At 39.3% G+C, this 20,450-nt stretch carries 16 protein-coding genes; 7 read left to right on the top strand and 9 right to left on the bottom strand.

Features of this window, described 5'->3' with window-relative positions; translation table 11 throughout:
- Positions 1–282 precede the first annotated feature (282 nt).
- From MWU84_RS02975 to MWU84_RS02965, 3 genes are all read left to right on the top strand, one after another.
- A complete protein-coding gene (locus MWU84_RS02975) occupies positions 283–696 on the top strand; it encodes a DUF3052 domain-containing protein (RefSeq protein ID WP_246898067.1) in 414 nt (137 codons plus the stop codon).
- Positions 697–924: 228 nt separating this feature from the next.
- On the top strand, positions 925–1,893 hold the full coding sequence (locus MWU84_RS02970; RefSeq protein ID WP_246898065.1) for an amidohydrolase family protein: 969 nt from the start codon (positions 925–927) through the stop codon (positions 1,891–1,893).
- Between the two features lie 253 nt (positions 1,894–2,146).
- Complete coding sequence (locus tag MWU84_RS02965; RefSeq protein ID WP_246898063.1) at positions 2,147–3,748, top strand: amidase; 1,602 nt, start codon at positions 2,147–2,149, stop codon at positions 3,746–3,748.
- 259 nt (positions 3,749–4,007) lie between these two features.
- Here the strand turns inward: MWU84_RS02965 and MWU84_RS02960 are convergent, their stop codons facing one another.
- Both MWU84_RS02960 and MWU84_RS02955 read right to left on the bottom strand, forming a co-directional pair.
- On the bottom strand, positions 4,008–4,226 hold the full coding sequence (locus tag MWU84_RS02960) for a hypothetical protein (protein WP_246898061.1): 219 nt from the start codon (positions 4,224–4,226) through the stop codon (positions 4,008–4,010).
- Positions 4,227–4,238: 12 nt separating this feature from the next.
- Entirely contained in the window at positions 4,239–4,727 is a 489-nt protein-coding gene (locus MWU84_RS02955) for a DinB family protein (protein WP_246898059.1), read from the bottom strand.
- A 322-nt stretch (positions 4,728–5,049) separates the two neighbouring features.
- Here MWU84_RS02955 and MWU84_RS02950 point away from each other — a divergent pair, with 322 nt between their 5' ends.
- Positions 5,050–6,006 (top strand): YafY family protein, encoded by a 957-nt coding sequence (locus tag MWU84_RS02950; RefSeq protein ID WP_246898478.1) that lies wholly within the window; start codon positions 5,050–5,052, stop codon positions 6,004–6,006.
- 412 nt (positions 6,007–6,418) lie between these two features.
- Here MWU84_RS02950 and MWU84_RS02945 read toward each other — a convergent pair whose 3' ends face one another.
- The 7 genes from MWU84_RS02945 to MWU84_RS02915 all read right to left on the bottom strand — a co-directional run bounded on the left by MWU84_RS02945 (position 6,419) and on the right by MWU84_RS02915 (position 16,762).
- On the bottom strand, positions 6,419–6,574 hold the full coding sequence (locus MWU84_RS02945; RefSeq protein ID WP_246898057.1) for a hypothetical protein: 156 nt from the start codon (positions 6,572–6,574) through the stop codon (positions 6,419–6,421).
- Between the two features lie 3 nt (positions 6,575–6,577).
- Positions 6,578–9,007: a phosphoenolpyruvate synthase gene (ppsA, locus tag MWU84_RS02940; RefSeq protein WP_246898055.1), complete on the bottom strand. Its 2,430-nt coding sequence runs from the start codon at positions 9,005–9,007 to the stop codon at positions 6,578–6,580.
- A 1,008-nt stretch (positions 9,008–10,015) separates the two neighbouring features.
- Entirely contained in the window at positions 10,016–10,735 is a 720-nt protein-coding gene (locus MWU84_RS02935; protein ID WP_246898052.1) for a head GIN domain-containing protein, read from the bottom strand.
- Positions 10,736–11,006: 271 nt separating this feature from the next.
- Entirely contained in the window at positions 11,007–11,699 is a 693-nt protein-coding gene (locus tag MWU84_RS02930) for a LytTR family DNA-binding domain-containing protein (protein ID WP_246898049.1), read from the bottom strand.
- A gap of 168 nt (positions 11,700–11,867) precedes the next feature.
- Entirely contained in the window at positions 11,868–13,802 is a 1,935-nt protein-coding gene (locus MWU84_RS02925; protein ID WP_246898046.1) for an exo-alpha-sialidase, read from the bottom strand.
- A gap of 247 nt (positions 13,803–14,049) precedes the next feature.
- Positions 14,050–15,399 carry an ATP-binding protein gene (locus MWU84_RS02920; protein WP_246898044.1) on the bottom strand — a complete coding sequence of 450 codons (1,350 nt, stop codon included), beginning with the start codon at positions 15,397–15,399 and terminating at the stop codon, positions 14,050–14,052.
- On the bottom strand, positions 15,389–16,762 hold the full coding sequence (locus MWU84_RS02915) for a sigma-54 dependent transcriptional regulator (protein WP_246898042.1): 1,374 nt from the start codon (positions 16,760–16,762) through the stop codon (positions 15,389–15,391). Before MWU84_RS02915 ends, MWU84_RS02920 begins: the two co-directional genes overlap by 11 nt.
- 239 nt (positions 16,763–17,001) lie before the next feature.
- Here MWU84_RS02915 and MWU84_RS02910 point away from each other — a divergent pair, with 239 nt between their 5' ends.
- The 3 genes from MWU84_RS02910 to MWU84_RS02900 all read left to right on the top strand — a co-directional run bounded on the left by MWU84_RS02910 (position 17,002) and on the right by MWU84_RS02900 (position 20,374).
- Entirely contained in the window at positions 17,002–18,348 is a 1,347-nt protein-coding gene (locus MWU84_RS02910) for a TolC family protein (RefSeq protein WP_246898040.1), read from the top strand.
- Between the two features lies 1 nt (position 18,349).
- The gene (locus tag MWU84_RS02905) at positions 18,350–19,600 is read left to right on the top strand and encodes an efflux RND transporter periplasmic adaptor subunit (RefSeq protein WP_246898037.1); all 1,251 of its coding nucleotides are present in this window, start codon (positions 18,350–18,352) and stop codon (positions 19,598–19,600) included.
- Positions 19,601–19,678: 78 nt separating this feature from the next.
- Positions 19,679–20,374: an ABC transporter ATP-binding protein gene (locus tag MWU84_RS02900; protein WP_246898035.1), complete on the top strand. Its 696-nt coding sequence runs from the start codon at positions 19,679–19,681 to the stop codon at positions 20,372–20,374.
- Positions 20,375–20,450: the final 76 nt, after the last annotated feature.

Raw genomic sequence — 20,450 nt, 5'->3', positions numbered from 1 at the left:
TTCATCCGCTCAAATTGGTATTTATATTTTGATACGATGACCGTACCCTGAGTGGAGCCCAAGGGTTGGACAAGCAAAGCAATTGAAGATTCATGAATACCTATGAAAAACAATAGAAACTAATTGAGTAAAGCCAAAACACATTTCTCGGGTGGTTAATGAAATGAATTATTCCTATCTTTAATCAACTACGGTTCCTACTCAGAATTTCAACCGAATTTCTCGCAGTGGAATCGAAGACTTTTTATAAAAGCTGAAAACAATTGTAAAGAGTAGGGACATATGAAAACGGCAGGTTATTCGGGCACTCCTTTAGGAAAGAAACTTGGGATCAAAAATGGGTTCAAAATAAGAATCGTAAATGAACCCCAAGATTATTATAAACTATTTTCCGACCTACCCACCGACCTAAAGCAAATAACGCACAACAGCACTAAAAAGGATTTCATTCACTATTTTGTAAAAAGTGAATCCCAACTAAATGAAGATATTAAACACCTAAAGCGGGAAATGGAACAAAATGGAATATTGTGGATATCCTGGCCCAAAAAAGCATCTAAAGTGGAAACCGACCTCAATGGCAATATAGTACGGGAAATAGGATTAAGAAACGGGCTTGTTGATATAAAAGTATGTGCTGTGAACAACATTTGGTCAGGATTAAAATTTGTCATTCCCGTCAAGGATAGAAATTAAAAAAAAAGCCTCTGTGCCAACACGCATACGTATTATAGCGGACTAAAATTGAGCGCTCGTCAGGGCAACATATTTTAATACAGGCCCCTTAGGCTTCATTAGCAAAACAAAAATGAACAAGGAATTCATTCAACAAAATCCGAACAACATTGCAAAGGAGCATATCTTCTGTCCTATTTCAGACAAAAAATGCTCGGATGCAGGACGTTCTACGCAATTTGACGAAATATGAAAAAAAAAGTTTTAAAATTAATTTTCTCAGGTGTGATTATGGCATCTTCTTCAACTATTGCTCAAGAAACAATTGAAAACTTTTTAAAGAATCAACCCATTATCGACATGCATTTTCATATCACGAAAGGGTATGGGGACAATGAAAAATATCAGCATCTAAATACTGATATCGATAAGGCTAAACTGGATTGGGTCATGGAAGATTACAAAAAGAATAATGTAGTGTTGGTTTTAGGCGGCGGAACCTTAAAATATGCAAAAATGTACGCTCAAGCTGATAGCCTATTCTGGGCAGGACTGATTTTCCCTTGCTCAAAAACAGTAGAGCAAGACCAACCTTGTGAAAAGGAATTTTATACTGAATCCGAATTAGGTGAACTATACAAAATGGGAAATTTTAAAAGTTTAGGGGAGTCTATGTTTAATTATTATGGAATACCACCTACAGACAGACGACTAGAACCTTATTGGAAAATAGCAGAAGAATTTAATATACCTATTGGTATTCATGCAGATAGCGGACCACCGGCAGCAAGGGTCAATAAAGAGGAAAACCCCAATTACAACCCAACTTACGCAAATCCGGAATTACTAAAACCTATTTTGGAAAAATATCCTAATCTCAGGATATACCTGATGCATTACGGCGGAGAATATTCAGAACAATCATTGAAGTTAATGAAGGCCTATCCACAAATTTATTGTGAGATTTCTGCTGTTAGCATGTTTATGCCAAAAGAAGTTTGGGAGCCAAATGTAAAAAAGTTATATAGTGAAGGGCTTGGAGACCGGCTAATGTTTGCTTCCGATTATTTTGACACTGTTAGAAAGAATATTGAAATAATTTACAATCTCGATTGGCTAAGCCAAAAACAAAAAAGAGATATTTTTTATAACAATGCCGCTAGATTCTTAGAACTATCAGCGTCTGAAATAAAGGAGCATAGAAAAAAAGTTGATTAAAAAGTGATGACAACAATGAGTCATATAACTAGTCGATCCCGATAGCTACCAATAACTTCCCTAAAAAACTCCGTATAGCTTCGAATCTTGCTAAAGCGTTTGTTTATATCGCTACCAATGAATAACTTAGGTGTAGCAGTAATTTAAGTGTTCGTGGCTATAAGGTCTTAGCTATAATTCAAGGATACTCCAGATACTGTTTTTTTATCGGTGCTACAAAAAATTCATCAGGTTCGAACCAAAAATTGATACCATGAGCAACAACCACTTTTTAAATAAATTCAAAATTTTCTTTTCCATATTCTTTCTCCTTCAAATGTCCTGTCAGGTTGCATCTGAAAAAAAGCAGGCGGTTACAACTGAGAATTTCAGATTTCTGGAACAGGACATAGCTGAATTACAACAAGGGTTTATAGACGGCACATACACCATCAAGGAGGTTGTGGACGCCTATTTAAAAAGGATAGGGGAGATCGATAATAGTGGCCCCATGCTAAACTCCATTATTCAAATAAACCCTGATGCCGTTAAAAATGCTGAGCAATTGGATCTTGAGATGGCAGAGGGAAACATCAGAGGCCCGCTGCATGGTATTCCCATCTTACTTAAGGATAATATTGACACCCATGATAACATGGCGACTACCGCAGGCTCAAGAGCCCTGGTAAATTCCCACCCTTTAAAGGACAGCTATGTTGCCAAACAGTTGAAAGAAGGCGGAGCCATTATCCTGGGAAAAGCCAATTTAAGCGAGTGGGCCAATTTCCGAGGGGAATTATCTTCCAGTGGTTGGAGTGGGGTAGGTGGACAAACCAAAAATCCCTATGTTTTAGACCGTAATCCTTGTGGCTCAAGCTCTGGTTCTGCGGTGGCCGTATCTGCAAATCTAAGCATGTTGGCGATCGGCACTGAAACCAATGGCTCTATTGTCTGCCCTTCCACTAGCAATGGCATTGTAGGCATTAAGCCAACCGTGGGCCTCGTTAGCCGCTCTGGAGTAATTCCCATCTCCTTTACCCAAGATACCCCTGGACCTATGGCACGTACCGTAATGGACGCTGCAATTTGTTTGGGAGTACTCACCGGGATCGACCCGGCCGATGAAAAAACAGTGGCAGGACAAGGGAGATTTTATAAGGATTATACACAATTCTTAAATAAGGACGGATTAAAGGGTAAGAGAATCGGGCTATACCAAGCACCTATGGGCAAAAATTTTAAAGTAGATACCTTGTTGTATAAAGCGGTGGATTTTATGAAGCGTCAAGGTGCAGAAATCATTGATATCAATGAGATATCCACTGACGAGGTTGGTGGGTATTCCTTCCAAGTTATGTTATATGAATATAAAGACGGCTTGAATAAATATTTCCAATCCCTGGGACCCGGGGCAGCTATCAAAAGCGTGGAAGAACTTATCGCATTTAATGAAAAGGATTCCATAGAATTAAAGTTTTATAATCAGAGATACCTGGAGATGGCCCAGGAAAAAGGGGACCTTACCGATGACGCTTACCTGCAAGCTTTGGCCAGCATGCTGAAAGGTAGTAGGGAAGAAGGAATAGACCGGGTTATGGATTTACATCATCTGGATGCCATAATAGCACCAACGGGAAGCCCCGCTTGGAAAACGGACCTGATCAATGGAGATAGTTTTCAGTTGGGCAGTTCTTCCCCTGCAGCAAGGGCAGGATATCCCAATATAACGGTGCCAATGGGCTATGTTGATGCGTTGCCTGTTGGAATTTCTTTTTTTGGACGGGCCTGGAGTGAGCCGGTCTTATTGGAAATAGCCTATGCCTACGAACAGGGAACCAAACATCGTAAAGCTCCCAAGTTTATTACTCCAGAGTAATTTTGGATTAGAGTCGGTCACTTCAACCATCGGGAGAAACCGAAGGTTCACGAATACCCGTAAAACAAATATGTATGAGCTAAATCACACTTATAGCTCAACAAAGTTTTATTGTCTTCCATAAATATATCGGTGATTCCAAAAAACACAATTATAGTATGCAAATGTTATACCGTCCAAGCTTGTCCGACTTCTCAATCGTTGCGAAAGGCAACTCATGTCGAAGTGACCACGTCGGACATATCGACCGATAAGGGGATTACTCCAATTCCTCGCATAGAAACCCATGATTGTTCAATAGCCTTGCTATGGCCCCTGCGGTTACCCTATGGGTTTCGACCCGGAGGATGTTGTCACAATCCTCCAGATCAAAATTCCAATACCCCCATTTGGTAATCAATTTATTCAAAGCGGGTTTCAAGACTCTAATTTCCCGATTATGGTTAATAGACGTCTTAAATACCAATACTTCTTTCATAATTAAAATAGATTATCGTTCATAAAAGGCAGGTGGTTCTATCCCCAAGGAACGAAGATAAACGTAGGCCTGTCCACGGTGATGGATTTCATTGTCGATAAAATAGAATATGGACGACCAGGCCGTGCCGTCATATTGGCCAAAAATCCGAATCGATTTCTCAAATTGTTCCAGTTTTAACTGGTCCCAATAGGTATTGATTTCCTCGGTAGCCTCATCCCACATTTCAAGAACCTTGGATTTTTGGTTTCCGTGTTCCCTATGCTCATCAAGTGATGCTGTTTTTCCAGTGGCAATTTCTTTAAGCCCTGGCCCGGCAATCCCCAAAAGTTCCAAAACCATTTCCGAGAAGGGACGCATACCCCCTATGGTATGATTAAAAAAGGCTTCCTCTGGAAAGGCTTCGATTACTCTACGCGTCAGTGCCCTGTGTCCTTGCCAATGCTTTAATAGGGCTTCTGGTGAAATTACTTGGGATGTTTTGTTCAATGTTGTTTCCATAATGATAATTTTTAGGTGATTTTTATTTCTGAACCAAAATTATATACGACCAGTGACAGCCCTATGTCAGCAGCAAATAAAAAGATATAAATTTTTAATAATTATCTATTAACCAACGTATTAGACCTGTCCAAAACAATATTTCAATTGCTACTGACAAAGGGTTGTCACCAACACAGCCTTATTTTACATAAAGATTTTAAAGTATTGGTTTTAAAAGATCAATATTTTTGAAAGTTGTCTCACCATGGAAAGATCAAAACCCAATTTTGGATTGTTCATTGATTTGAAGTCCTATCTTTGGGAAATATGTTATGCAATTATGGGTATGGATACAATTAATCGTTTTGATCGTATAGTAGCGATCTTGGTGCAATTACAATCCAAGCGTATTGTGAAGGCGCAGGAGTTGGCAGACCGTTTTGAGGTAAGCCTGCGTACCATTTATAGGGATATTAGAACCCTGGAAGCCTCGGGCGTACCTATAATCAGTGAGGCTGGGATAGGATATTCCATAATGGAAGGCTATCGACTGCCACCGGTAATGTTTACCAGGGAAGAAGCGGGGAGCTTTGTGGCCGCGGAAAAACTGATGCAAAAGTTTGTGGACAAGTCCCTTGGTAGCTATCATCAGGCCGCCATGTTCAAGCTTAAATCGGTTTTAAGGGGAAGTGAAAAGGATTGGATTTCCGCCCTGGAATCCCAGATATCCGTAGACCCATCACAACAGTTGTTCAATGAGAACCTGCCAAACGCCCTGGAAATTCTTTTTGAAAGTATCGCCGAAAAAAAGCAGGTTTTTTTAAAGTATCACTCCCTGCAAAGCAAGCACCCTTCCGACAGGTATATTGAACCAGTAGGCTTATTTCATGAAAATAATTTTTGGTATTTACTGGGATATTGTCACTATAGAAATGATTACAGACAATTTAGAACGGACAGAATGTTGGGCATAAAAAGAACCTCCCTTCCCTATACAAGGGAACATGGGAGTTTGGATGAGCATTTAAGCAAGAATGTGGATGTTAAAAAGACACAGGTGAGAATATTGGTGGAGAAAAACATTGCCAGATATATCAACAGTGGTCGAAAGCACTATGGTTTTGTTTCTGAAAAGATAAAAGGCAACAAAGTAGAGATGACATTCATGACCGCGGATTTGGAACAAGGGTTTCCAAGATGGTACCTTATGTTCGGGGATTATGCCGAGATTATAGAGCCAGAAGCCCTAAAACATCGGGTCAAGGCCATATTGGAAAAAACGGTTGCCAGACTTTGAATGCACTACAGGCCAATACCATTCAAAAACAGTTGATTGGTAATATAAAGTTCCCATAAAGGGCTTTGAATTAAGTATTTTTAATACCGCAACCCAAAGCCGCGGGATTACCAAGATCTCTCCGACCTGTTTACTATTTAAAGTGCATTCTGTTTAAGACAAAAAAATCAAAAGCTGGCAAATTGAGTGGTTTTTCATAGTGAGACGAAGAAAAATTGTACCGAAATTAGGCTTTGATTTAAAATTTACTCGATCATCGAGATTTTGACCTGCCTGCAGCAGGCAGGTGCTCCAACGCTTGCCCCGAGCTAGATTACTTGTCATCGATACTATTTTCTAACTAAAATTACTCTCCTTGGCGTCAATTTTCCTAAGTGAAATTTAGGTTATTTCCCAAACCCCAATAATCCAGTTACGGCTTAATTATCCTTTCATAGGCTATTTGGTAAAGGTCTGTCAGTTCCTTATGCGGATTCTTTAGGCGAATTTTTTCCAATAAGGCCAATAATTCTTCACGTTTGTTGCGTTTGTGTGCATCCAAAAGGATATCTTCTATAGTATTGCTCATAATCTAGTTTTCTATTTCTTGAATTACTTTTAAGGTTTTTAACATGGAGTCCGGGGTTACCGAGATGGTGTCTATTCCTTCCTCTATCAGGAATTTGGAGAAATCCGGAAAATCCGAAGGTCCCTGACCACATATTCCAACTTTGGTCTTGTGTTTTTTGGCTGCGGAAATCAATGTTTTGATCATCCCCTTTACCGCACAATTGCGCTCGTCGTATAAATGTGCCACCAAACTGGAATCGCGGTCCAGTCCAAGCACCAATTGGGTAAGGTCATTGGACCCAATGGAAAATCCGTCTATCATAGGGGCAAACTCGTTGGCCAAAATTACATTGGAAGGCAATTCGGCCATCAAATAAATTTCAAGCCCCCTTTCGCCTCTTTTAAGACCATTTTCCTCCATAATCTGCAGTACTTTGACCAGTTCCTGGGGCGTTCTACAAAAGGGAATCATGATGGTAATGTTTTCCAGACCAAATTCGTCCCTTACTTTTTTAAGGGCTTTGCATTCCAACACAAAGGCCTCTCTGAAAGTCTCCGAATAATAACGCGAAGCACCCCGCCATCCGATCATCGGGTTTTCTTCCTTGGGCTCAAAATGATTGCCTCCCAATAGATTGAAATATTCATTGGTCTTGAAATCGGACAATCGGGTGATGACCCTATTGGGATAAAAAGCCGCCCCGATCTTGGCAATTCCCTGTGCCAATTTATTGATAAAAAAGGCCTCCTCGGATTCATAGCCTTTGATCAATTCCACAATGGTGGAGGAAAGGGCCGGATCATTCAAGGACTTATGCTTTAACAAGGCCAAAGGGTGCACTTTTATATAATTATTGATGATAAATTCCTCCCTTGCCAAACCCACTCCGCCATTGGGTATTTTCCGATATTGAAAGGCCAGTTCGGGAGACCCGATATTCATTAGAACGGGTGTCTTGGTTTTTGGAAATTCGGTGTAAGCCGTTTCATGAAGTTTGTATTTAATGTTCCCTTTATAAACTTTTCCTATATTCCCTTCGGCACAGGAAACGGTAATCTCCTGTCCGTTTGCCAGCAGAGTAGTAGCATGGGCAGCACCCACTATGGCCGGGACACCAATTTCACGGGCCACAATAGCGGCGTGACAGGTTCTTCCCCCTTTTTCGGTGATGATGGCCGAGGCCTTCTTCATTAAGGGTTCCCAATCCGGATCGGTCATTTCGGTAACCAGGACATCACCCTCCTTGAAATCTATTTCATCGGCACTGCCGTCCCTGCCATCCAAGGTAAAAATCCTGTATACCTTTCCATTTCCTATCTTATCGCCTACGGCAACCCCTTCAAGAATAAGTTTGTCCGCCAATTGGTCCTCATCCTCAATTTCATATTCTTTTATACTCTCTGTCTGTTCCTGGGAATGGATGGTCTCCGGGCGGGCCTGAACAATAAACAGTTCATGGGATAGTCCGTCAATGGCCCATTCAATATCCATAGGACACCAGGATCCTCGTACGGAACTATAATAGTTTTCAATTTTTTGTACCCATTGCGCCAGTTGTATGATCTGGGGATCCTTTAAACAAAAAGAATCCTGAATTTTTTGATCCACAGGTACCTGTTTTACCGTTTCGAAGGGTTTATTGCCATATACCATCTTATGGGTTTTCTTGCCCAATTTCTTATCTATAATGGCATTGAAGCCCTCTTCCAAGGTGGGCTTGAAGACTATAAACTCGTCAGGGGATATTTCGCCTCCCACAACTAGTTCGCCCAGACCATAAGCGCCATTGATCAGCACTACATCCTTAAAACCACTTTCCGTATCCAATGAAAAGGCTACTCCTGAAGAACCCAGATCCGAGCGCACCATTTTTTGCACACAAACCGATAATTTAATGACAAAGTGATCAAATCCCCGGGAGGACCTATAGGAAATGGCCCTGTCTGTATACAGGGATGCAAAACAACTTCTGATGGCCGTCAGCAACATCTCGCCACCCCGGATATTCAAATAGGTGGATTGTTGCCCTGCGAAGGAAGCATCAGGAAGATCTTCCGCCGTTGCGGATGAACGTACGGCCACATCAGTGGCATCCTGATCGTAATCCTCGGACAGCACATAATAGTATTCCAATATGGCCTTTTCCACAGAAACGGGAAATTTTCCGTTGGAAATCATTTTCCGAATATTGGAGCCAGTTTTTCGGAGTTGGATAATGTCGGTTGTGTCCAATCCCTCCAAAGCCGCACTTATTTTTTCCTTCAAATTGTTTTCGTTAATAAACGCGTCATACGCCTCCACGGTAACTGCGAAACCATTAGGTACTTTAATGTTTTGGGCCGTAAGATTCTGGATCATTTCGCCAAGGGAGGCATTCTTGCCACCAACTCTTGGTAGATCATCCATACCGACTTCACTTAACTTTTGGATATACTTTTTTTCATTTTTCATATCACTTGCCAGGTTAGTTATTCTTAACGCAATCGTTTGCGTAAAAAGGAAAAAATATTATTACACTGCAAAATTTCATCAATAATGGAATATATACAACCAATATTAATTCAATTAATGGTATTTTTTGTGCCTACATCGATTTAATATTAATTTTATGGAAATTTTAGTACACGTTAATATTCTTATTGTTATACTAATTAAACCTAAGCACTATTGGATACCCTTCGGAAACTATTGGGTGTTACAAATACCAAAAAGAGTTAAAGAATGAAAATAAAAAGATCCTGAAGTTTGAAGTTGCTCTAGGAAAACGAAAAAAAAGATTTGGTTACCTGTCCTTCTTGGATGTCATACACCACATCCATAAAATCTATGTATATACTAAATAATTAAAATATATAGGAGGCTACCATTAAAACAGTAAAAATGTATGGGGAATGGTCCTTTTCCCAATTAGAAAAGATAGGTACCGACTCTAAATTTGCTGTTTTAGGGCCTAAGTGTAGCTGAACTTCTTAATAATAGAATTTACAATTTCCAATATGAGATTATTGTTCAAAGCAGTAAACTACCTAGGTGCAAGCCTGCCTGACCGACTGAGGCAGGCCTTTCTACTAGAATAGACCTAGTAACCCCGCGTATCGCGATAAAAAAAGATTAAACCAATTAGTATGGTTGCCAAAAAATTGAATTGCTGTTAGTTGTTATCATTGGACTTAATTCCAGTAAGCCCAAGGATAATAAATCCTTTAAAGCGCCCAATGGGGATATTGAAGTGAATCTCTAAGAGGATAAGGGCAGGCTCACATATTAGATTAAGAAGAATGGCATAACAATAATTTCCAGTTCGATCCCTTCAAAACTTCCTGAAAAAAAAGTGTCTATTAAAGCAATGTACAGAAAAGAAGAGGAAAAAACATGGAAACCAATTCGGGGGCAGTTCAGTAAAATTCATGATTATTCTAACAAACTACAGCTGTCTTTGGCTAACCAATCCCACTGCTATTATTTCCTAATAATTTCCGAAGCCCCTGACAATTTTAGTTTATTGATCTCCGGATTACCTTTATATCTTAATTTACTGGCACCCGAAGCGTCAATATCCATTGTTTGTGCTACGGACAGATAGGCATCGCTTGCCCCTGACAGTCCAATGTCCAATGCTCCAACTGTTAAATCATAATCCTTAAGGGTGCTGGCCCCAGATAGGGAAACGTCAAAATTATCAACTTCGCCAAAAATGTCGATATATGAAGCCCCAGCTGCTTCCAAGTCCAACTGGTCCAAATCCAATTCTCCGGTAAATTCGGAAGCCCCGAATAGTTCTATGAACACCTCAGTAGCAACTAATTCAGATTCTAAAGTAACCTTGGAAGCACCAGATAGACTAAAATTATTGATGCTTTTGGTAACAATATATGCATTTAAGGTAGGGTTCCCCTTAATGTTTATATGGTCCCGGAACCTGATGCTTAAGGTGCCATTTACCATTTCAACAATGATCTTATCGTGTAGGTTCCCGTTGGCCTCAATTTCTATTTTTTCTTCCGTATCCGAGAATCGAACATAAGTATCGAAGGCGTGCGATACATTTAACGCTGAATATCCAGAAAAGTTAATCTCTCTACTGGTAACTTCCCCCCGTGCCCTAATAATTTCATGGTCACAGGACGAGATAATACTCCCTAAAATTATTAGAACAACGTAAATTGACTTTGTTTTCATTAACTAGCTATTTTTTGATTGATATTTTAAAGACAGCCTATCAATCAAAAGGTTGCATAATTTGAATAATAAATTTTATAGCCTAAAAAATAAGTCCATTTCCCTATTCATTGAAATCGAGTATATAGCATCCCCAAAAATTTCCTGATTGCCAAAAAAAAGAAGTTATTTATCGCATATAATAGGGGAGGAGTTAAATAAAAAAAGCTATTGGCATAATGGCTGCCAATAGCTTTCCTTAATGTTATTAATCTATATACGAGGGCAATCTTTAAACGTTGTAAAGCGCCTCTGTCAATTCGGTTTTTTTGTGTCGACTCAATGGTACCTGTTTTCCTGCAACTTCAACATTTTTACTGTTGAACTTTTCTACTTTTTCCAAATTCACGATATAGGATTTGTGTATCCTTAGAAATTTATCCTCCGGCAACTGTTGTTCAAAGGATTTCATTGTAGAAAGAACAACGATATTGGCTTCAGGAGTTACCAATTTAATATAATCGCCCAGCGCTTCGATCCAATTGATGTCATTTAGGACAACTTTGCGTTTTTTTAGGTTGCTTTTTACGAAGATATACTCATCCTCCTCTTGCTCCGTCTGCATATGCTCATATTTGGTCAAGGCTCTTTTAACGGAGGCATGAAAGCGATCCACAGTAACGGGTTTATAAAGATAATCGGTTACGTCATAGTCAAAAGCCTTAAGCGCATAATTGGGATTACCCGTAATCAAAATTACCTGTGGTGGGTTTTCCAAGGATTCCAATAGATCAAAGCCATTGATAATGGGCATTTCTACATCTAGGAAAATAAGGTCGATGTTATTATTCTTGATACCATTTTTTGCTTCAATGGCATTGCTATACTCGGCTACCAATGTCAAGTTTGGATGATTGTTCACCAATTTGGCTACGGCAATTCGCTGCATAGACGAATCGTCTACAATTATACTTCTCAATTTCATACTGTGTATCTCGTGTGTTAAATCCTAGACAAAATACTTAAAGGGTAGCCGAAATTGATAAAAATGATGTGAACGGTGCATTTTCTGTTGTGTAAATGCAATATTACATGGTTTAGGATTTCAAAAACATACCAAGATGACGCTTGAGGTTTTTGATCATGTGTGCAATTATTTTTTAATTGATGAAATAAAAACATCATCAATTAAATAACTCGAAAGATTATGTTTCTCATCGGCATCCGTTAACGGAGGATGGAAATCCTCATTAGGGGTATCTCTATTGGGCAGAGCACGAAAGGCACCGGTTCTAAAAGATAACCTCTCTATAGACTTAACTGTCATCACTGTAGGTGTATTTTCCAATACCATAGTATCGTCAACAAATAAGGAATAACTCCCTAGGTTAGCCGTATTTACTTCAATTTTAAAATTATACCATTTACCAACCTCAAATTTCATCAACGGCTTCATTTCAGAACCGCTGGATGCTCTTATAAAACCATCTTTCCCCATAGTAATTTGTACTGGTCTATTACCAAACCTATCGGTTACATCTATATCAAATTGTGTGGTGTCCATACTTTGAACCTTTATTTTAAAACTTGCCTCAAGTTCGGTGCCTTCTTTAAAAACACGTATCGCCCGACTATAGTCGTACAGATCTTCATCGTTCATTTCTATACATTTGTTTCCATTTTTCTCCTGGATTAAACTCATTTTCGCCCATTTTGGAGAATAGGTATTCCAGTTAGTAATTGTTCCTCCAACAGTCAAGTTTTCAAAATCATCATAAACATCCTCAGTTACTTTATACTTAATAGGAACAGGAATACGGCATATCCAAATATCTTCTTTATTCATACTATAGGTCATCCACATATCTTCACCTGGTGGATTTCCATTTCCTTGTGATATACCCCGCATATAACAAGGACCAAAATCTTTCCATCTCCCATAAAACCGTCTAGGAGGTACTTCGGCCTGAACTAGCAATAAATTATCATAAATAATACCATCCTCACTGGTTACTATAGCCATGGGGTAACGATATTCAGAATTATCTATAGGGTTATACGATATTGCATAGTTGCCATCTTCGGTTGTTTGCCCCCACATTTTACCTCCCGACATAACAAGGGTATTTACTTTTACCGGATCTGAAAATGTATGCCCTTCATCGTCTGAAAGTGCTGCATAGGAATGTTTCCAAAGCCCAACAGTTTTTCCGTCATTACGCCTATACCATGAAAAAGCCTGTTCCGATTTATTAAAGGAATAAAATCCATCTGCCCCATTATCTTCTTCAAACCATTGCAATGTCTTCAATTTATCGTTTAACAAGGAATCACATGCAGCAATAAAGCCCCTATCTTTAGATTTTTTGTAAAAAGGGTAGGTTGTATTTGTTTCATTCCAAGGAGATTCACTATCATAACGTATAAAATAAATAGGCCCCATGGTACCATCTTTGTATATTTCCCTTACTACCCGACCAATGCCATTTTCCCTGAACGGGTCTTCGGTATGACCATAAAAGGCCAATGTAAGAAAACGTCCGTTGGGCGCTACGTAAAACCCCATTCGTTGATGCATCATATAACCCGTAGATCCTTCTGGAATTTTCACACCTTGCGGGGCTTCGTAAGGAGGGAAAATTACTTTTGGGAAACTCCAGTCCTTGCCATTTTTTGAAGTTATAAGCAGGGTTTGCACAGGAGAAATATGTTCATCTGCAACTCCACTTAAATATTGTTGAAAGAACTGCCCATTCCAGTAGGCCAGGTTTGATGCATGGCTATAGGTCCATCCGTAACCGTCACCCAGTTCAGGATGAGTTCTGTTTGCCCGCATGGTTTGAATGTTTTGAACACCAATAGCATATCTCAATCCAGCTTCATGGCTAGTGGGATCAATGGTCACGCCTCCTGTATAACGTATTGGTTCCTTTATGCTGCCTGTTTGCCCATTTGCCGGTTGCAATAACAATAGGTAAAATAGGATAATTAGCGTATATTTTTCTAAATGAACCGAGTCCGAATTTATATTATAAACAAATTGGATGAACTTTTGTACGCCTCTCATTTTAATTATTCTGGTTTTCATTTTAGTCCTTTTAGTAATCCAACGCTTTGGCTTATGAAATTGATGGCATACGTCCTCAAGGGAATGTATTGCAACATTTTTATTTATATGCTTAGTATTAGCAAAATAGTCCTTTTTCAACTTAGTTCTTAGCTATTATACCTAGTTTTTGCTTCTCATTATATTTCACTTCCAAATCAAAGTAATTCAACGGATATTACTGTACTTCATCGATTAAGCAAAAACAACAATGGTTATCCTATGATATTCAAAAAATAAGTACGAAAGAAGTTTCTATGTTGGGGATGGAAATCAACTTTAAATTGCCGCCATGCAGGCGCAATATCTGCTTGGAAAGACTAAGCCCTACACCTGTTCCTGAAATCTTGGTAGTAAAAAATGGGACAAATATTTCATTTATCAACTCTGGTGGTATCCCTGGGCCATTATCCTTTACTTCTATGTATTTTTGCCCATCCCCATTGGTTCCGGCTATCAATTTAATACAACTGTTTTCTTGATTGGAAAGTGACTGTAAGGCGTTTTTACAAAGATTGATCAGTACTTGGGTGATTTGCTTTTCATCGATAAAAAGTTCTAAATCTTGGGATTGTATTTCTAATTCAATCGAAGTATTCGAAAATTCCCTGTCCTGCCCGACCAAGAATTTGACCGTTTCCAATAAATTTTGAACCATTACAATTTTTTTGTCCGGTACCGGAACATTTAAAAAGCTTCTGTAAGACTGTACAAAGCTCATTAAATTGGCTCCTTGATCCTTAATGACTTCCAAGCCCTTAATGGTGTTCTCCTGACGTTTCTGATTTGCGACAACGTCCCCAAGTCCTTTGTCGCCCACTGCGTAATATTTCAATATGGAATCGGAAATGGAGGTAATGGGAGTAATGGAATTCATAATTTCATGGGTCAAGACCCTAATAAGTCGTGTCCAAGAGTCGGTCTCCTTTTCATCCAATTCCTGATGTATATCTTGGATGACTACCAATAATAATTCCTGCCCATCCAAATTAAAGGAGGAGGACTTTATAGTCAAGTCTACTTTTTCCCGTTCATTGGTCAACTGGAACATTCGGCGTTCAAAGGGTTTTAATTCACTGAAAACGAGATATAAATTTTCGTCAATTTGGGACAGTTGCTTAATGTGGTTCAGTGGTGTATAATTGATCATCTGCTCAATCCTCGGATTTGCAAAAAGAATATGTCCCTTATTGTTTATGGCCAAAATACCTATGTCGGCCTGTTTAAGAATCTCCTGGTAAAAACGTTCTTGAGTCTTATTCTTTAAATGAATTTTTTGAATCATTTCATTGAGCATATTGAGGCTGTGATTAAGCTCCTCAAGGGACTTGATACTCAATTTTTCAGGAAACCTAAGGGTGAAATCCTCGTTTTTTATGGCATCAAAGAAATAGGCTATTTTTCTATTGGTCTCATTTACATATCTAATTAAATAGTACGCTTGGAATACAAGGACAATTAGCATTAAAAACGCATAAACATAATTATTCCCAACCATTAGAAAAGCAAACAATAAGGCCGTAGTGGTAATAAAGATTACCCTGCCTATGGTCTGGAAATAAAAATTCTTACTCAGCATTATTATCCTGCTTTTTAATTTTGTTATAAAGGGTTTGCCTGGATATTCCCAATTGTGCGGCAGCGGCACTGTAATTTCCATCATTATTGTGCAGGGCGCTTTGGATCATAATCTCTTCCATTTCCTCCAAGGTCTTTGGCACTAGCTCTAAGGTCGTGGACGACTTAGTATTCAATATAAAATCAGTAGGTTTCAGAATATTTCCTTCACACAAGATCACTGCCCTTTCCATGGTATGTTGCAATTCCCGTACATTGCCCGGCCAAGAATATTGCTTTAATTTTTCCTCTGCAATATCGTTTATCCGAAGTCCGTGCTTGGCATATTTGGAACTAAATTTCTTTAAATAGAAATCTGCCAGTATCAAAATATCATTCGCTCTATCCCGTAAGGGAGGTACCTCTATATGTATGGTGTTAATTCGATATAATAGATCTTCGCGAAACAGCCCATCTGTTACCATTTGTTCCAAATTACAATTGGTAGCGCAAACCAAGCGAATATCTACCGGAATGGACACATTGGAGCCCACTCGCACTATAACCTTATTCTGAATGGCCGAAAGCAATTTAGCTTGCATTTGCAAGGAAAGGTTTCCTATTTCATCCAGAAACAGTGTGCCTCCATTGGCTGCTTCAAATTTACCAATTCTATCCTCCTTGGCATCGGTAAAAGATCCTCTTAGGTGGCCGAACAACTCGCTTTCAAACAAATTTTCTGAAATTGAGCCCATATCTACAGCAATAAAAACCTCATTTTGTCTAGGGGACATTTTGTGCAACTGACGGGCAATGAGTTCCTTCCCAGTGCCATTTTCTCCCGTAATCAGCACATTTACATCGGTTTTGGCGACCTTATTCGTGAGGTTTAAAACGGTGCTCAAGGCCTTTGAATTACCAATAATATAATTCTTGTCCTGATTAATGACCTGTTTTAAATTACTTTCCTTTTTTTTAAGTTGATTTATTTCCTTTTGAGAATTGCGAAGCATAAAGGCCGCCTTTACAGTAGCCAAAAACTTGTCGTTGTTCCATGGTTTTAAAATGAAGTCCGATGCTCCTTCCTTTAAAGCCTGGACTGCCAATTCCACTGCGCCATAGGCAGTCATCATTATAACCGCGGTCATTGGGGCTTTTTTTTTGATTTCCTTTAACCAGAACAAACCCTCGTTACCCGTATTAACACCTGCCGAAAAATTCATATCCAGGAGCACAACATCAATTTTATCCAAATCTGGAAAGGACGATATCCGATTCGGATTGGAAATGGTGCTAATGCTGGAATATTCAAATTGCAAAAGTATTTCCAAAGCGCTCAGGACACTTTTATTGTCGTCTATTACAAGGATCTTGGCATCTACCATAATTCTATCATTATTGGAAATTTAAAACTACAAAACAGACTTTTTAAAACATGCAAAGTGTCTAAATATTGGACACTTATTGTACAAATATTTTACGTTTAAATACCTCAAATATAGCATACAATTCTTATATAGCTGAAAATCAATAAGATACAATAATGGCACGAACTTGGACTACAACTAAGAGTCAGAAGGTTTTTAGGTATCCTGTGATTGACTTCTTTAAATGTAATTGTATTATGGGTTTTAAGAAAGGAAAATTATTTTTTCTATTGATGTTAATCAGCATGTATCTCCAAGCACAAGAGAACTGGACCTTGGATAATTGCATCTCTTATGCTTTGGAGCATAATCTTACACTGCGTGATTATCAATATCAAGAAAATTCTGGGAAGGAGAGTTATAATCAGGCCATTAGGGATATGCTTCCAAGGGTAAACGGTTTCGCCGATTATAATATTAGATATGGTAGATCTACGGACCCCTATACCAATGATATAGTAGATACCGATTTTTTCTCCAATGGTTATGCCCTTAATGCCTCTATTGATCTTTTTCAAGGATTCCAAAAGATCAATACGATCAAGGCAAGAAAGCTTGTGTTTAAGGCAACCCAAGAAACGGCACAACAACAACGTTTTTTATTGGCACTTAGAGTCATGACTGCTTTTCATGATATTCAGTATTACGAAGGTCTCTTGGCAATCTCCAAGGAGCAATTGTCCATCTCGGAAGCGAACTTTAAATTGGCCAAGAAACAAATTGAACTGGGGCTGAAAGCCGGCGCGGATCTATATGAGGCAGAATCCATATTATTTTCGGATCAATTGGGTGTTACCCAGAGCGAAAACCAATTACAGGCGGCCAAGCTTAGCCTGATACAGGAAATGAATTTGGTAAACGCCAATACCATTCAATTAAATCCAGTAGCTACCAATACTATTATAGAAACCAAAAATGACACTGATAGTATCTACCAAAAGGCAAAGGATTTTGTCCCCCTGCTCAAAGCACAAAGATATAGAATGGAGGCAGCCCAGAAGGAAGTTGGCATTGCCAGGGGAAGGCTTTATCCTTCACTCTCTTTTTCTACGGGCTACGGTACCGGATATTATGAAACTACAAGGGACACCCTTGGCCTTACTATTCCGTTCAAAACCCAGATTAAGGACAACGCCTCCAGATTCGTTGGTTTTTCACTTAGCGTTCCCGTTTTCAACGCCTGGTCTACCCGATCCAACATAAAACAACAAAAGATTGCTTTGAAAAGGGAGCAGAATAATTTGGAAATACAAGAGCAGGAAATATTTAAGGCCATACAACAATTGGTACAGGAGGAGAAGGCGCTACAGGTTGAACTCATCCAAAGCGAAAAACAAATTCTGGCCCAAGAACAGGCTTTTGGAGTGGCGCAAAAAAAATATGAAAAAGGCTTGTTCACGATAATGGAACTAAACCTTGCCAAATCCATGTTCGCTACCTCACAAAATAAAAATTTACAGGTAAAACAACTACTTCAAATCAACCATAATACGCTGTCATTTTACCAAGGCCTGCCTATTTTTAACATAAAAAGCATCAATTAAAATGGATATACAATTAGAAAAAAAGAAAGGACTTCGACCAAAACACTATGGGTACATAGCTCTTGGGATATTACTGCTCTTTGTAGGTTGGAAAATGATAACCGGAAGTGGGGGAAGTACCTTTAGGACTGAAAAAGACAAGTTGTCAATTTCGGAGGTAATCCAGGGCAAATTCGATGATTACATTACCATTAATGGGACGGTGGCGCCTATTGCTACTATTTATATGGATGCCTACGAAGGCGGGAGGGTTACTGAAAAATTGATTGAGGAAGGAGCCATGGTAAAACAAGGGGATATCATTCTAAAGTTGGAAAATATAGGCCTTTATGAGCAAATTTTGAATAGTGAAAGTAATTTAGCCTTAAAGCAGAACGATCTTAGGTCTACGAAACTAACTTTCGACTCCAGACAGGTGGAAGGAAGAAAGTCATTGGCCAATGCGCAGTACGAACTCACCAAACTGAAGCGAAATTTTGAACAAAACCAAGAATTGTTCGATGACGAATTAATATCGAGGGAAGCGTATTTAATTTCAAAAGAAAACTTTGAGCTTTCCAAGAAGCAATATGACATAGTCAAATTACAGACTGAACACGATGACGAAATGCGCAGCACCTCCTTGGCAGGCTTGGATACGGATCTAGAACGTATGCGCAAGACATTGACCATGGTATACGAACGTCTGGACCATTTAAACGTAAGGGCGCCTGCAGATGGACAATTGGGTTTTTTGGATGCCGAAATAGGGCAGAATATTGGCCAAGGTGAACGTATTGGGCAGGTCAATGTCCTTACGGACTTTAAGGTAGAGGCGGATATAGATGAGCATTATATAGATCGAGTGAAGCGCGACTTAAATGCCACTTTTGAACGGAATGGAACAGAGTATACCCTGAGGTTACGGAAGGTATATCCCGAAGTGCGTAATGGTAAGTTTAAGGTAGATTTGGTTTTTACGGGGGACAAGCCCGAAAATATTCGCGCTGGTCAAAGCTATAACATAAAGTTACAGTTGGGTGAATCCAGTGATGCCTTACTACTGCCCAAGGGGAGCTTTTTTCAGAGTACCGGGGGACAATGGATTTTTGTAGTGGATCCGGATGGCAATCAGGCCTTAAAGCGGAATATAAGGATAGGAAAACAAAACTCCAGATACTACGAAGTATTGGAAGGACTGGAAAATGGTGAGAAAGTAATTACCTCCAATTATGACCTTTTTGGAGAGGCCGATCATGTAATTTTAAAATAAAATTAAAAAATATTTAACCAAAACTGTCACAAATAGGCAGTTAAGGACGTCAATTATATAACGCATAATCCTTTTAGAATGATACAAATACAGAATCTTAAAAAAAGCTTTAGGACCGAAGAGGTAGAAACTTTAGCCCTGAACAACGTTAACCTCAAAGTTCAAGATGGGGAATTTGTTGCCATTATGGGGCCTTCTGGCTGCGGAAAATCTACCTTGTTGAACATAATAGGTATGCTGGACAACCCAACGTCCGGGAGTTATCAATTTGCAGGCCATGAGGTGGGACATTTAAAGGAAAATCAGCGTACCCAATTGCGCAAGGGCAATTTGGGCTTTGTCTTTCAAAGTTTTAATCTGATAGACGAACTCACGGTCTATGAAAATGTGGAATTACCGTTGATCTATCTTAAAATGAACAAGAGCGAGCGCAAGCAAAAGGTAATGGAGGTATTGGAACGGATGAAGATTGCCCACCGTGAAAAGCATTTTCCACAGCAACTTTCAGGGGGGCAACAACAGCGTGTCGCTATTTCAAGGGCCGTTGTTACCAATCCAAAATTGATTTTAGCCGATGAGCCTACTGGAAATCTGGATTCCAAAAACGGAATCGAAGTAATGAATTTATTGACCGAATTAAATCAGGAAGGAACTACCATCGTGATGGTAACCCACTCAGATCGGGATTCGCACTATGCACACAGAGTGGTAAACCTATTTGATGGACAAATTGCCACCGAAAGCCATAATAGGGCAGTGGGGGCCATGAGATAGACCTGCAAGGTGTTGTCCGCCATTTCGGTGGACCTCCTTGTAGGTCTGGGCTATGAATTCAAAATGTAGCCTATCA

This window comes from Arenibacter sp. F20364 (assembly GCF_023015905.1).
GTDB lineage: Bacteria > Bacteroidota > Bacteroidia > Flavobacteriales > Flavobacteriaceae > Arenibacter.
This window is presented reverse-complemented; position numbering and strand designations above follow the sequence as displayed.